This window comes from Cryobacterium sp. GrIS_2_6 (genome assembly GCF_035984545.1).
GTDB lineage: Bacteria > Actinomycetota > Actinomycetes > Actinomycetales > Microbacteriaceae > Cryobacterium.
Genome location: NZ_JAXCHP010000001.1, coordinates 2776961 through 2791356, shown reverse-complemented (window position 1 = coordinate 2791356; position 14396 = coordinate 2776961). Strand labels below are relative to the sequence as shown.

10 protein-coding genes are annotated in these 14396 nt (G+C 60.3%); 9 read left to right on the top strand and 1 reads right to left on the bottom strand.

Annotation, left to right across the window (positions count from 1 at the left end; all coding sequences use genetic code 11):
* Nucleotides 1-12 precede the first annotated feature (12 nt).
* On the bottom strand, nt 13-1158 hold the full coding sequence (locus RCH22_RS13710; RefSeq protein ID WP_327014428.1) for a glycosyltransferase: 1146 nt from the start codon (nt 1156-1158) through the stop codon (nt 13-15).
* A 728-nt stretch (nt 1159-1886) separates the two neighbouring features.
* On the opposite strand from RCH22_RS13710, the gene RCH22_RS13705 reads away from it, so the two are divergent.
* The 9 genes from RCH22_RS13705 to RCH22_RS13665 all read left to right on the top strand — a co-directional run bounded on the left by RCH22_RS13705 (nt 1887) and on the right by RCH22_RS13665 (nt 14355).
* Entirely contained in the window at nt 1887-3128 is a 1242-nt protein-coding gene (locus tag RCH22_RS13705; protein WP_327014427.1) for a glycosyltransferase, read from the top strand.
* A 38-nt stretch (nt 3129-3166) separates the two neighbouring features.
* Nucleotides 3167-4219, top strand: coding sequence for a GDP-mannose 4,6-dehydratase (gmd, locus tag RCH22_RS13700; RefSeq protein ID WP_327014426.1), 1053 nt, complete (start codon nt 3167-3169; stop codon nt 4217-4219).
* Complete coding sequence (locus tag RCH22_RS13695; protein WP_327014425.1) at nt 4216-5202, top strand: GDP-L-fucose synthase; 987 nt, start codon at nt 4216-4218, stop codon at nt 5200-5202. Before gmd ends, RCH22_RS13695 begins: the two co-directional genes overlap by 4 nt.
* 453 nt (nt 5203-5655) lie before the next feature.
* On the top strand, nt 5656-6186 hold the full coding sequence (locus RCH22_RS13690) for a sortase (RefSeq protein WP_134564254.1): 531 nt from the start codon (nt 5656-5658) through the stop codon (nt 6184-6186).
* 217 nt (nt 6187-6403) lie between these two features.
* Nucleotides 6404-8143, top strand: coding sequence for a DUF4012 domain-containing protein (locus tag RCH22_RS13685; RefSeq protein WP_327014424.1), 1740 nt, complete (start codon nt 6404-6406; stop codon nt 8141-8143).
* A 139-nt stretch (nt 8144-8282) separates the two neighbouring features.
* On the top strand, nt 8283-9701 hold the full coding sequence (locus tag RCH22_RS13680; RefSeq protein WP_327014423.1) for a polysaccharide biosynthesis tyrosine autokinase: 1419 nt from the start codon (nt 8283-8285) through the stop codon (nt 9699-9701).
* 386 nt (nt 9702-10087) lie between these two features.
* A complete protein-coding gene (locus tag RCH22_RS13675; protein ID WP_134564251.1) occupies nt 10088-11578 on the top strand; it encodes a sugar transferase in 1491 nt (496 codons plus the stop codon).
* 366 nt (nt 11579-11944) lie between these two features.
* The gene (locus tag RCH22_RS13670; protein WP_327014422.1) at nt 11945-13009 is read left to right on the top strand and encodes an O-antigen ligase family protein; all 1065 of its coding nucleotides are present in this window, start codon (nt 11945-11947) and stop codon (nt 13007-13009) included.
* On the top strand, nt 13006-14355 hold the full coding sequence (locus tag RCH22_RS13665; protein ID WP_327014421.1) for a glycosyltransferase: 1350 nt from the start codon (nt 13006-13008) through the stop codon (nt 14353-14355). Before RCH22_RS13670 ends, RCH22_RS13665 begins: the two co-directional genes overlap by 4 nt.
* Nucleotides 14356-14396 lie beyond the last annotated feature (41 nt).

Here is a 14396-nt window from a genome sequence, read left to right as displayed (position 1 = left end):
CCGTCGTCAAAATCATTCATGACCAGTCGTCCCCTTGGCGAATCGCTGTGCGTATAGTCCGCGAAGCGAGTCGTTGTAGTGCTGGGAGTTGAGCAGTGCCTCGGTAAGCCTTGTTGCGCCAGCCTGCGCGGACTGATAATGCTCCGGATTGTCCAATAATTCGTGAACAGCGCGGGCCAAAGCGTGAGGGCTATCGTCACTGACTACCCGCCCCGCTCCAAATTTCTCAATGTCACTAGACAGTGCCGTTGACGCAGTCACTACGACAGGTTTGCCAAGTGCGAGGGCTGCGGTCAACGCGTGGCCCCATGGTTCGTTCTCAGAGGACAGCACGAATACCTTGGCCCGTTGAATCCGACGCGTGACTTCGGCGCCTGCCAGCGGACCCTCGTAACAGATATTTCGCGACCGTGCTTGAGCAGAGAGGACTAGGGGCAATTCGCCCTCGTCTGGTCCCACGACCACGTAGTGGTCATTCCAGCCCGCGTCTTCCGCAAAATGTGCTGCATCTAGAAAGAGACCAACTCGCTTCCGTGGGTGAAGTCGAGCGAGGAACAGCACTTCGTGCATATTGCCGTCGGACTCAGTGCAGTCCGTCAGTGTTGCCACGTCGTCCGGCACTGGGTTGCCGAGGATGAAAATACGTGGTTTAAGACCTCCTGCCCAGGAACGGAGCTGGTTCGCCTCAACGACAGTGAGAGCTGCAAATGTCGCGTGGAAGCCAATTGCTGGGCGTAGGAATAGGTCTACAGCGTGATGGGCCACGCTCGTTCGAGAGGTCAACATTCCGTGCGGCTGAAGCACAATGTTTTTTCTGTATATTCGCGCGATGAGGAGGGCCGATATCGGTACGAATTCTCTCGATATGCCAATATGTACGATGTCCGCGACTCGAATCTCTCGGACTTGGCTTCGGAATAGCGCCCATGAATGCAGCCCAGTGAAATTGGATTTCGGAATCAGCTGATGAACTCTGCGCAAACGGACGTCGCCTCTGAGCGACAGCGCTTGCGGGTAGTCGCCACCGACGAATCCGCAAACCAATACTGATTCAAACCCGAGTTCGGCTGCGATTGAAGTCTGGCTAAGCGCCACCTCGAGCGGACCGCCGTATCGGCCGGACTGGCTGGCTAGAGTGACGACGTTGACGATTCTCAATGGCGCAGCGTCGATAGAGGGTCGGAACGTCACGTGGGTCTGGAACTGGCTTTGTCGGCGTTTCCAACGAACCGCCCGAACCCAAAATTCTTTCCAGCTGAGATTATGCAAAACGCATTCCGACGACCTCTGCGGTAGGTCCGGAAACGATAGTCCCAGGCCCGACTTTGCCGCTCACGACAGTCATCGGCGTGACAATTGCCGAAACGCCAATTTCTGCTCCGCCCAAGACAATGCAGCGCGCTGTTATCCAAACGCCATCAGAAATATGGACAGGCCGAGTGATAAGAGCCATATCTCTGCGGTGTGCGTGGCTTCCCGTGGTAACAAAAGTTTCTTGAGAGATGACGACGTCATGACCCACGTATACGTGATCCTGGTTGTGGAACCACACGCCTTCACCGATCCAAGACTGGTCGCCAATGTGAAGTTTCCATGGAAATCTAACCCTGGTTCGTGGCCGGAAGATAACTCTCTGACCGATCTCGGCGCCAAAGACACGGAGAACCAGAATTCGCAGTCGCGAGCTAATTTGCCACGGATTTGTGACGAAGACCAGCTCGGCAATCGCCCATATGTATACGACTGCTCGCGGACGATCCCACGTTGATCGTTCGCCAGGAGCTGCCGCAAGATCGACTATCGGCAATGCTGAACGAGCGGACGTTGCCTCGTCGATGGCTGAGCCCCCGAACTTTAGCCTTGCATTGATCGAATAGCCTCAAACGATGCCATCGAATCCCCGAATAACAATCATAGGTCTTCACTTCCCGCCTGAAACTACGGGCAATGCCCCCTATACGGGGTCGTTGGCTCGGGGGCTCCTGGCGAAGGATCTTTCCACGCTCGTAATTACGGGTCACCCGCACTATCCAGAATGGGTCATCCGCACGGGCTACGGTGCCTGGGTCCGAAGAGAGCTCGTTGATGGCGTCCACGTGACCCGACTGCGGCATTACGTTCCATCCAAGCCGAATGCGGTGCGCCGTCTACTTTCAGAGGTCTCCTTCGGGATCCGAGTTTTGTTCGAATCGTGGGGACGCCCGGACGTCGTGGTTCTCGTGTCACCCGCGCTCTTCGCGACTGCCATCGCTGTCCTCAGGGCGCGATTGAGTCCGAGCCGGCCAGCCGTTGTTGTGTGGGTCCAGGACCTGTACTCACTCGGTGTTACAGAAATTGGGGCCGGCGGTAGATCGGTAGCGGCGATCATGACATGGGTGGAAGCAATGACGCTTAGGGCGGCGAGCAAGGTTGTGGTGATTCACGAGCGGTTCGCGATATACGCCCGAGAATCTCTTGGCGTCGAAGCTCAGCGAATTCAAGTTGTAAGGAACTGGACGCATCTGGCGTCGGCGCCCGACCGCGACGTCGCGGCCGTGCGCTCCGGTTTCGGCTGGGACGCTGACGAAACAGTCGTGTTGCACGCCGGCAATATGGGTGCCAAGCAGGGCCTGGAAAATGTAATCGCGGCCGCCCGGTTGTGCGATGACGCGAATCTTCCGATTCGATTCGTACTTCTCGGTGATGGCAACCAGCGTGAGCATCTAGAACTGATCGGCTCTGGTGTGAAGAGACTTCAATTCATCGACCCCGTAGCCGACTCGGATTTTCAGGCCGTGCTGGCGTCTGCCGACATATTGCTTATAAACGAAAAACCAGGAGTATCAGGGATGTCTGTCCCCAGCAAGCTAACTTCCTATTTCGATTCAGGTCGTGCGGTGGTCGCGGCAACCGGTCCCGACGGAATTACCGCCGCAGAATTGCAGGCCGCTGACGGGGGTTTTGTCGTTGAATCGGGAGACCCCGGCGCGCTCGTGACGGTGTGCCTAAACCTGCGCGAACACCCCGAAAAGGCAGAGGCGTTCGGGAACAACGGCCGTCAGTTTCGCCGGGACGTGCTGGGGGAGGAAAGGGCAATCGCAGGTTTTGCTAACATGCTGGAGGATGTTGCAACAAAAAAAGCCCGGTAATCGCGCTGTTGTTGCGAGCAATCTTATCTGGGGGACCAATGACCAAGCGCGCACTCATAACAGGAATAACGGGCCAGGACGGTTCATATCTAGCAGAACTGCTCCTGCTGAAGGGGTATGAGGTCCACGGCCTCATCCGTCGGGCGTCCACGTTCAACACGTCGCGCATCGATCATCTATATGTTGATCCTCACGATCCGGAGGCTCGTCTCTTCCTTCACTACGGTGACCTGAGCGACGGAAGCCGTCTGGTGACCCTACTTAACAAAATCAAGCCCGATGAGGTTTACAACCTCGCTGCACAATCCCATGTGCGGGTATCGTTCGATGAGCCTGAGCACACCGCCGATACGACGGGAATGGGGACCATTCGCTTGCTGGAAGCTGTGCGCATGTCTGGCATTCAGACGCGCTTCTACCAGGCCTCGAGCTCCGAAATGTTTGGCGCCACGCCGCCACCGCAGAATGAAGAAACCCCGTTCTATCCCCGGTCTCCGTATGGTGCCGCCAAGGTCTATAGCTACTGGATCACGAAGAACTACCGTGAGGCCTACGGCATGTTTGCGGTTAATGGCATCCTGTTCAACCACGAATCCCCTCGCCGCGGTGAGACTTTCGTTACGCGCAAGATCACACGGGCTGTCGCCGCGATAAAGGCCGGCACTCAGGACCACGTATACCTCGGAAACCTCGATTCCATCCGCGACTGGGGCTACGCAGCCGAGTACGTCGAAGGCATGTGGCGAATGTTGCAGGTTGACGAACCCGATGACTTCGTGCTCGCAACCGGTGGCAACTTCACCGTTCGCGACTTCGTTGAAACGTCCTTCAGTCACGCCGGGCTCAAGTGGGAGAACCACGTCCGATTTGACGAGCGCTACTTGCGCCCGACCGAGGTCGACGCCCTCGTGGGCGACGCATCCAAAGCTGAAGCCAAACTCGGCTGGAAAGCCACCGTGGATACCGCGCAACTGGCTCGAATTATGGTCAATGCCGACATCGAGGCGCTCGAGCACTCGGGCAGCCGTTGGATCGATGAGGTCAAACTCGAGAGCTGGGGAACAGCGCTCGCGACGGCGGGCGTCCGATGACATCCGGAACTCAGGATCGGGAACCATTCGAGGCTGCGCCGCTCGATCGATCATCGAGTTTCTACGTGGCCGGCCATCGTGGACTCGTCGGGTCCGCGATCTGGCGCAATCTCGAAGCCGAGGGCTTCACCGGGCTGATCGGGCGTACCTCCTCAGAACTCGATCTGAAGGACCGCGATGCGGTCTTCGCGTTCTTTGCCGAGACCAAACCGCGGTACGTGGTTCTCGCGGCTGCAAAGGTGGGCGGAATCCTTGCGAACAGCACGTACCCCGTCGATTTCTTGAGCGAGAACCTGCGCATCCAGGTCAACGTTCTCGACGCGGCGGTGGAGCACAGCGTCGAAAGGTTGCTCTTCCTGGGGTCCTCGTGCATCTACCCGAGGATGGCGCCGCAACCGATCCGGGAGGAGTCCCTCCTAACCGGGTATCTTGAGCCCACCAATGACGCCTATGCGATCGCAAAGATCGCCGGCATCCTGCAGATCCAGGCCATCCGACGCCAATACGGACTGCCCTGGATCTCCGCCATGCCGACGAACCTCTATGGTCCTGGCGACAACTTCTCGCTGACCGGCTCGCACGTGCTTCCGGCCCTCATCCGTCGCTACGACGACGCGGCCAAATCGGGTGCCGCAACGGTGGTGAACTGGGGCACTGGAACTCCTCGCCGAGAATTCCTCCACGTCGATGACATGGCGGCAGCATGCCTGCACTTGTTGGAGAACTATGACGGGCCATCCCAGGTGAACGTCGGTACCGGGAGCGACGTCACCATCGCGGAAATCGCAGACACAATCGCGGGCGTTGTCGGATTCACCGGCACGACTGAGTGGGACATCAGCAAGCCCGATGGAACTCCGCAAAAGCTTCTCGACGTGTCCAAGCTGGCCGGCGAGGGCTGGACATCCAGAATCGGGCTGGAGGCGGGGCTGCGTTCCACCGTGAAGTGGTATCGCGAACATGCGGACGATCTTCGGAAATAGGCGACCGGGGGCAAAATTCCCCTAAAGTGCTTACCCCCAGTCATGGGGTCACGGGTGCATCGGAGATGGCGGCAGTGCGTAGGGTGCTACCTGAAACTCACTTGTTTGGCGCTGTGGACTCCTGGAAGTCGCGGGCCTCACGATCTGTTCTCCCCGGGCGACACCAGTTGTCACGCTGGGAGCGATGGCTCTGAATCCCAGCTAATGAGCGGCATCCGGCCGGAACGGGCGCCCCCGAAAGAGCGACCGTCATTCGCTGGACGACGAATTGTTCCCGGGTCGTGAGCCCAAAAACACATGCTTTCTCGTACGTGGCTTCGCAGTGACGGCTGGACGGCCGAGTGAAACTCTTTTGCCTCCTGACCTGTGAATCTGCCGTATGGTGAAGAAGTGCTCTCAACGACGCTTGCATCCGTCGGCACAACAATCAACTTTTACTAGGGGGAACTCATCATGGCTAAAAAAGCTCTCGCAGCGGCAGCGCTCGCGATTATGGCAGTCTTCGCGGTACCGGCCGCTGCTAACGCAGCCGGCTACGTGCCCGACGCCAACGACACCGTCACCGGAACCGCCACCGCGGGCAGCACGGTTACCGTCGGCTTCACCGATGGTTCCTTCACCGATGGCGAGACCGTTTCGATTGCCGTCTCCGGCTCCGGAACTGCCACCCTCTCGGTCGTGAAGGCCGCTACCACCACGATCTCCAAGACCGCGACCGCTGCTGGCGCCGTCAGCGTCAAGGTCACCCTGCCGACCGACGCGACCGGCTCCTACACGCTCACCGCAACCGGCGCCACGTCCGGTCTCGTCGGCACCTCGACGATCACCGTCGTCGCTGCTGACGCCGGATCTGCCCAGGCCCTCGCCAGCACCGGTTACAGCGCCCCGATCGTGCTGATCTGGGGTGCAGCCGGCGCGTTGTTCCTCGGCATCGCGCTCGTCGTCGTTCTCGGTATCGTTCGTCGCCAGCGCGCGAACGCGTAATTTCCTCGCGCACTGGTAACAGTTGGGACGCGCTTCCCGCCGGGCCCCGAATGCAAGTTCGGGGCCCGGCGTCGTTATTGCCAGACGTTCATTGAGTTGAAGACGTCTGGGCTTCGGGCGCAACCACCATGTCTGGTTAACTGGGTCAATGTCTCCTTCGCACTCGGCCCGCCGTGCCACTGCCCGACGGCCCCGGGCCCGTCGACTGCTGCTCTGGGTGGGCATTCCCGTACTTCTCGTCATGGCGGCACTGGCCTGGGTGGGTACGCGCGCGTATCTTGCAAAGGGCGAACTCGAGAGTGCCATTCCACTCGCCGCGCAGGTTCAAAGCGACGTTGTAGCTGGCGATGCGCCTAGTGCGGCGACGACGTTCGATAGCTTGGCCAGTCATTCATCTAACGCGGCGGACCTGACCAGCGACCCGATATGGCGAGCCTTCGAGGTTGTTCCGGTTGTGGGCGCGAACCTCACCGCGGTGCGGGAGCTCGCGGCGGCGGTCGATGACATCTCGCAAAACGCGGTCGGGCCGCTGACGAAGATCGCCGGCTCGGTCAAGCTCAAGGACTTCAAGCCCGTCGATGGATCCATCAACGTGCAGCCCCTTCTCGATGCTCAGCCGGGCATCGCCGAAGCCAGCGCCGCGCTCCAGGACGCCGAACACACGGTGCAGTCAATCGACACATCCGGCACCCTTGCAGTCGTTTCAAGTGCCGCCGACCGACTGTCATCGGCCGTTGAAAAGGCAGCCGAGAGCGTCACGATCTTGGATCGCGCCGTGCGAGTTGTGCCAAATATGTTGGGTGCCGCCGGGCCTCGCAACTACGTGCTGCTATTTCAGAACCCGGCTGAACTCCGGGCATCGGGTGGAATCCCTGGAGCGGTTGCGTTGCTTCATACGGAGAATGGACACCTCAGTCTGGCGCAGCAGGCCTCCAGCGCTGACTTCCCGAAGTACGACAAGCCCGTCCTCGATCTCCCGATGGAGACCCGGGGACTCTATGGAGATATCACCGGCACGTTCATCCAGGATGTGACCCTCACGCCCAACTTCCCGCTCTCGGGACAGATTGCCCGCGAAATGTGGAAACGGCAGTTCGGGGTCGAGGCTGACGGTGTGATCTCGATCGATCCGGTGGCGCTCAGCTATCTACTGAAGGCCACCGGGCCGATAACGTTACCGACGGGCGACGTTTTGAATTCGGAAAATGCAGTGAAGCTGCTGCTTACAGACGTGTACGCGCGATATAAGAGTTCCGCACTCCAGGACAAGTTCTTCGCCGCCGCCGCGGCATCGGTTTTCTCGGGAGTCGCCAGCGGAGATGCTGACCCGGTTGCCCTGATCAAGGCGCTCGGACAGGCGGGTGTAGAGCGGCGCGTGCTCGTCTGGAGTTCCCATGACGATGACCAGTCCGTACTGGCCGGCACGACGCTGGCTGGCAATCTGCCCGTCAGTGACGCCACAGCGAAGCGGTTCGGTGTCTATTTGAACGACGCGACCGGCGCCAAGATGGACACGTACCTGGACGCGAAGCTCGGCCTCGGCCAGGTCACCTGCCGGCAGGATGGTCGACCCCACTACGTGGTCACGGTCACTTTGACGAACACGGCGCACGCGGATGCCGCGACTTCGCTGCCGGAATACGTCACCGGTGGCGGTTCATTCGGAGTCCAGCCCGGAAACGTGAAGACCATCCTGTCCGTGTATGGCGCGCCCGACATGCAGCCGCTTGGCGTCGTTCGCGACGGAGCCGTCATCGGCTATCACCCAGCTACGGATTCGACCTATCCTGTGAGTTCGTCAACCGTTGAACTGGCTCCGGGGGCGAGTGCTGTACTCGATTTTGGCTGGCTCGGCGCCGAAAAATTCGAAGGCGAACTGGAAGCCGAGAGTACTCCCGGGGTGAACCCGATATTGGTCGCCAAAACGGCGCCAACCTGCGATTCCGCTCTCTGGTGACCGCCGATGCGAGGTTTCGGGCTCGTTAAGTCGCGCCCGTGCGAGGCTGCCGGGTTCTTCTCTCGACTGTGCGTGTGGCACCATAAGGGGGGGTACGGGAACTCGGACCAGTAAGAGCACGTCACAGAAAGGCCGCTGGGTGGAACTTCGCGACTATATTCGGATCCTGCGCAAGAGCTGGGTGCTCATCGTCCTACTACTGCTTGTGGGTGTCGGCGCGGCGGCGGCATACTCGCTTACGGCGACGCCAGTCTTCAGCGCCTCATCAAAAGTGTTCGTGTCCACGCAATCGACCGGCACCGCTCAGGACTTGGTTCAGGGCAACAGCTTTACGGTTCAGCGCGTCAAGACCTACTCCGATCTGGTTGCGACACCCATCGTGCTCCTGCCTGTGATTGGAACGCTCGGTCTCAACGTCACCTCGGAGTCACTGTCCCAGAGGATTACGGCCAGCGCTCCGCTCGACACCTCGATCATCGAAATCACTGTGACCGACACCAATCCTGTTCGGGCTGCCGATATAGCTAACGCGACTTCTCAGAGCCTCACTGCAGTCGTGCAGGACATCGAAACACCGGCGGAAACAGGTTCTGTTTCACCGGTCAAATTGACCAGGGCTCAGCAGGCCGACGTGCCATCCACTCCCGTGAGCCCGAACGTGCCCTTGAACATCGCACTCGGAGGACTCATTGGGATTGTTCTCGGCGTAGGTTTTGCCGTGCTGCGGGAGACTCTCGAAACCCGCATTCGCAACGAGCGCGATGTGAAGCAAGTGACGGACGTTCCCATTCTCGGGGGCATCGTGTTCGACTCAAAAGCAGCAGAGCGCCCACTTATTGTGCACGTCGACCCGCGCAGCCCTCGCGCTGAGTCGTTCCGTTCGCTGCGAACGAACCTTCAGTTTCTGGACGTCGGTCGCCCGGATCGTAGCTTTGTCATTACCTCCTCGATCGAAAGCGAGGGTAAGAGCACGACCGGAGCCAACCTGGCGATCGCTCTTGCGGATGCCGGTTCTCGTGTTCTGTTAGTCGATGCCGACCTTCGCCGCCCCAAGATCGCGGACTATATGGGCGTCGAGGGCGCTGTAGGACTCACCGACGTCCTGATCGGTCGGGCCAAGTTGTCCGACGTGGTCCAGCCGTGGGGAGAAGGTCATCTCTTCGTGCTGCCGGCAGGCGAGATGCCGCCGAACCCCAGCGAACTTCTAGGCTCGGCCCGAATGGCGGCACTCATCAAAGAGTTCAACATGCAGTTCGACGTGATCATCTTCGATACGCCACCCCTCTTGCCCGTGACCGATGCCGCTATCCTGGCCAAGATCGTTGGCGGTGCGATCATCGTCGTCGCTGCTGGTCGCACGCACAAGAACCAGCTCAAAGGCGCGGTGGCCGCGTTGGATAACGTCGGCGCACCCATCTCGGGTCTCGTCCTGACCATGCTGCCGACCAAAGGGCCCGACGCGTATGGTTACGGTCACTATGGCTACGGCTACGGCTATGGGTACACAGAGGATGTCCCGGAAGAAAAGTTGTCTCGCCGAATCAAGAACCTCAAGTGACCTCGTGATCTTGGGTAAGCACTCGTAAGTTTCCAGACCAGTGCGCATCGAACGCAGGAGCGAATGGGCATCCGAACGCCCCACTCGCTATCGAGCCACCCGACTGAGAACTGATCGGGGTAGTTAATATCTCTGTAACCCAAATGGGGTACGTTGAAGCCGCGGTGGGTCCTTCGGAACGTGCGGGGGTGCAGCTGACCGCCCAGTTGCAGGCGGCGATCGCGTCCACCGAACCTGGTTGCCTCGCTGCCGATGTGCACGCGGAGGTTTTGCAAGGCAACGTAGCCGCTCCCGAGGACGTCGGCACGGTCCGCGCCGGGGAAACCATCCGGCGGTCACTCGATCAGGGAAGAACGTGCCAATAATTCGCTGCCACGAGGAGTCACATGAACAATCGCGCGACTGTGGGTAAGCCCGCCTCTGAAACGAAGGTCAGCGACGATCGGAACTGGCGCGAGGCCTACGCGGCTCGGCTCATCACAACAGACCTCCTCGTGCTCGTCTGGGTTGTATTCGGGGTTCAAATCGCGTGGTTCGGGTTCGACGCTTCCGATGTGCAGTTCCGGGGCAGCCTGACGGATACCGCGATCAGTTATACGGTGATCTCCGTTGTCCTGATCGCCTCCTGGCTGGTCACGTTGGGGATTTATGGATCCCGTGGCTATCGGGTCCTGGGGACAGGCTGGCAAGAATACCGACTCGTTGCCGGCAGCACCATCCGCCTATTCGGTTTAGTAGCCCTGGTCGCGTATCTCTTCCAAATCGATCTGGCCCGAGGATACATTCTGATTGCTTTTCCCCTCGGACTCGCCGTATTGGCCCTCTCGCGCTGGATGTGGCGGCAGTGGCTGAGCGTCCACCGCCAGAGCGGTCGCTATTCTTCCCGAGTGCTCCTCGTCGGATCAGAGGTTTCTGCCGCGCACCTCGCTCGCGAGCTGTCCCGGCAGCCACGGGCCGGGTACTTGGTCGTGGGGGCCTGCATTCCGAGCGGATACGTCGCCGGTTACCTTCCGGACACTGAGATTCCGGTCTTCGGCAACCTTGACAAGTTGCAGGCCGCGATGACAGCCGTTGAGGCCGACACCGTCGTGATCACAAGTAGTGACGAATTGCCTCCGGAGCGTATCCGTCAACTCAGTTGGGGTCTGGAGCCGGGACGGCAGCATCTCGTCGTCGCACCGAGCCTCACAGACATCGGAGGGCCACGGATCCACACACGCCCGGTCTCCGGACTCCCGTTGATCCATGTGGAAACGCCACGTTTCGAGGGACGCAACTTCTTCGCCAAACGTGCCTTCGACATCCTCGCTTCAGGGCTACTCCTTATCGTGCTCTCCCCGTTCCTCATTCTCATTGCCATTGTCGTGCGCTTGAGCACGCCCGGCGACGTGTTGTTTCGTCAGGAACGGGTCGGCATCAACGGCACTCACTTCAGCATGCTGAAGTTCCGTTCCATGGTCACGGATGCAGAGGCTCTCCTCACCGACCTGCAGAACGAAGAACGTGCGGAAGGAAACACGGTCATGTTCAAGATGAAGGATGACCCGCGCGTCACACCGATCGGCAAGTTCCTGCGGCGATACAGCCTCGATGAACTGCCCCAATTGTTCAACGTGTTCGGCGGATCAATGTCTCTGGTGGGTCCGCGGCCACCCCTCGAGCGTGAAGTCACCGAGTACGAGAGCCACGTTCACCGCAGATTCCTCGTCAAGCCGGGCATTACGGGGCTGTGGCAGGTGAGCGGACGTTCCAACCTGTCATGGGAGGACACAGTGCGGCTTGACCTCTACTACGTCGAGAACTGGTCGATTACAGGTGACCTTGTGATCCTGTGGCAAACAGCCCGTGCAGTCGTTGCGAGCGACGGTGCGTACTAGTGCTGAATACGCTAAAGGACGGTTGACATGAGTGCGACGGGCGGATCTGTAATCCTGCGCTCTAATCGACGCATCATCCTTCCGGGGGTGGCGGTCGTCCTCACGATGGTCCTGGCCGCGGCCGCGTCCGCAGGCGGTGGCCAGGCGGTGCTGACGGGAATTTTTGGGACCATCGCGGTAGCTGCCGCCGTGCGGTCCGTGAGGCTGGCCTGGGCGCTGTATTTCCTGTCGATTTGTCTGACGGGAGTGACGACGTCCGTTGGCTCGGCGACTGTCAGACCCGAGCATTTCGGATTGGCCCTTCTGTTCATCGTCAGCGCCCGCGCCTGGCCGTCCCTGGACCATTCGACCCCGAAACTAATCCCGGTGGCCACCCTCGTGATTTCCGGGGCATTCGTCGCCCTTGCTGTCGTGACATCAGCCGCGAATGCACCCGACCCGTTGAAGAGCATCTGGATCGCGCTTCAGATCGCGCTCGGCATCGTGGCCTACTTCGCTCTGACCAAGAGCAGCGCGTCAAGACTGGACATGGTCAAGATCGGCACCGTTGTGATCGGATGCATCGCGGCGCTGAGCGTTGTCAGCTATCTCGGGAGAACCTATCTCGGACTCCCGGCGAGTCTCACGCCCGGGGTCGCAGCCGACTCTCGTCTCATCGGCTTCTCATTCGAAACGAACATCTTCGCAACCCAGTGTGTGGGCTGGCTGGCAGTGATGTACTGCTGGCGGCAGTCATTATCCCGGTCGTCACTCTGGGGCGCCGGCATTCTGGTTCTGGCTGTGGCCCTTGCCGGAACACGTTCCGCCTGGATCGGCCTCGGCATCTTGATCGTAGTGATGGTGGCCACGAAATGGCGCAGGTCGCCGGCTTTTATCCCCATCATCGCGGCCACGGCGGCTGTCTCCCTGCTGGCGGTTGCCCTATTGCCGGCGCCCACGGGAGGAGCCGTCGAATCGTCCAATTCGCTCTCGTGGCGGCTGGGACATCTCCTGGACACTCAGTCAGGAACCGGAGCCTATCGGGCCGACATTTTCAAGACGGCGCTCGCCGACATCGACACACTCGCACGGTGGCTTTTCGGAAGCGGCCTGAACTCGTTCTCACAATTCCACGAACGGGATACGACAAACACGGGCCGGCCATACCTGAGTTCCGTGTGGTACGCGATGCTCTACGACGTGGGTCTCGTTGGACTTGTCCTGTTCGTCGTGCTCCTCGTGGTGATGGCATTCAGGAACCACCGACGCCTGGACGCCTTTATCGTGCTGAGCATCCTATTGGTCTGCTCCTCCGCAACGAACTCGTTCTGGATGACGTTCACCTGGATCTACCTGGCACTCATCCCGCTTCACGCAAAGGGGGGCGACTCCCCGGAACCACGAACACTCGGGATCAGTAGCCCGGCACTGGAAGGATCATCCCGGTCATGAGACGAGCCAAGACCATCGTGATCAGCGCGTTCGCTGCGAATCCTGCGATGAGCAGCGAAACCGGAATCGGCTGGTCCTTCATCAAGGTGACTGCGCAACTGGCCATGGAGCGGGGCCTCGACGTCGTCGTGGTCATGAACCTGAGGTCCAAAGGGCCGGTGGACGCCCAGTTGCAAGCAGAGGGGCTCGACGGTGTCGTTGAAACGATCGGAATCGATATGCCCCCCGGCCTGAGGGTTCTGAAGAAACCCCAGCTGACTCGGTTCGAATACGTGGTTTGGTGGATGCTGGCCGGCCGCGTGATGCGCTCCCTGGAGGCCTCGCGTCCGGTTTTTCTGGCGCACCACGTCACCTTCGCCACCGAAGTGTTCCCAACGCCCATCACCGCATTCTCACGGAGAGTCTTCAAGGTATGGGGACCTATCGGGTCGGCCGGCGACAGCGCCGTCTACAAGGTGAAGCCCTTGGCGATGGGCGTTCGCCGGGAGGCCCTCACCCAGGCCCTGCGCGATCGAATTGCTCTCCTGCCGGCCAAGGCATTCGGGCGACGAGTGGACTTGGTGGTGGCCCAGAATCAGGCCGTCGGTAAGATCTTCGAGCGCTTGGGAGTCCGAGCGCGGGTGTTTCCGAATGTGATCTTGAAGCCCGAGCTGGAAAGAGCCATCGATGCGGCGAGAAGGCTCCGGTCCGACGCAGAGGATCAGCCGTCGCAGGCACTGCGAATTCTCTCGGTTGGACATCTCGTGCCTCGGAAGCGGTTCGACCTGGGACTTCAGGCCCTCACGCATCCGCTTCTCGAGAACGCCCACTATGAGCTGCTGGGGAAGCCGCTCGAGGGCGTCGCCGACAGCCTGCCCGCACTTGCCGCGGAGTTGGGAGTTTCCGATCGCGTCGTCTTCCGCGGGAAGCTGCCGCGCGATCAGGTGCTGGCCGCCATGGCCACCTCCGACGTTTTCTTCCACCCGTCGGGCAGGGAAGGGGCGAGCGGAGTGATCGGAGAGGCTACAGCAATCGGGATCCCTGTTGTCTGCTTCGCGAACACGGGCGCTTCGTCTGTCCTGGAGGAAGCCGGCACCAGCGGTGTGATGATTCCGGCGACGGCGGATCTCTCGGTTTCCACGATTGCGGAGGCCCTGCTCGAGGCCGCGAGATTACCCCGGGCACACACCACGTTGTGGACCGAGGCAAGATTCAAGAACTTCATGCAGGAACTGATCGCTGAGGGTATGGAACGCTCAATCACCCGAGAGGACGCTACCCAGCCCCAGCCCCAGCCCCAGCCCCAGACCCAGACCCAGCCCCAGTCCCAGCCCGAGTCCGAGTCCGAGCGCAGCGAACATCCGTGACTGTCGTCCACATCCTGCACCGCACGTCACCCAGAGAACGG

Excerpts from the sequence above, each read along its gene's own strand:
- RCH22_RS13690 (WP_134564254.1), top strand. The coding sequence starts at position 5,656 with ATGGCTAAAAAAGCTCTCGCAGCGGCAGCGCTCGCGATTATGGCAGTC.
- RCH22_RS13705 (WP_327014427.1), top strand. The coding sequence starts at position 1,887 with ATGCCATCGAATCCCCGAATAACAATCATAGGTCTTCACTTCCCGCCT.
- RCH22_RS13665 (WP_327014421.1), top strand. The coding sequence starts at position 13,006 with ATGAGACGAGCCAAGACCATCGTGATCAGCGCGTTCGCTGCGAATCCT.
- gmd (WP_327014426.1), top strand. The coding sequence starts at position 3,167 with ATGACCAAGCGCGCACTCATAACAGGAATAACGGGCCAGGACGGTTCA.
- RCH22_RS13695 (WP_327014425.1), top strand. The coding sequence starts at position 4,216 with ATGACATCCGGAACTCAGGATCGGGAACCATTCGAGGCTGCGCCGCTC.
- RCH22_RS13675 (WP_134564251.1), top strand. The coding sequence starts at position 10,088 with ATGAACAATCGCGCGACTGTGGGTAAGCCCGCCTCTGAAACGAAGGTC.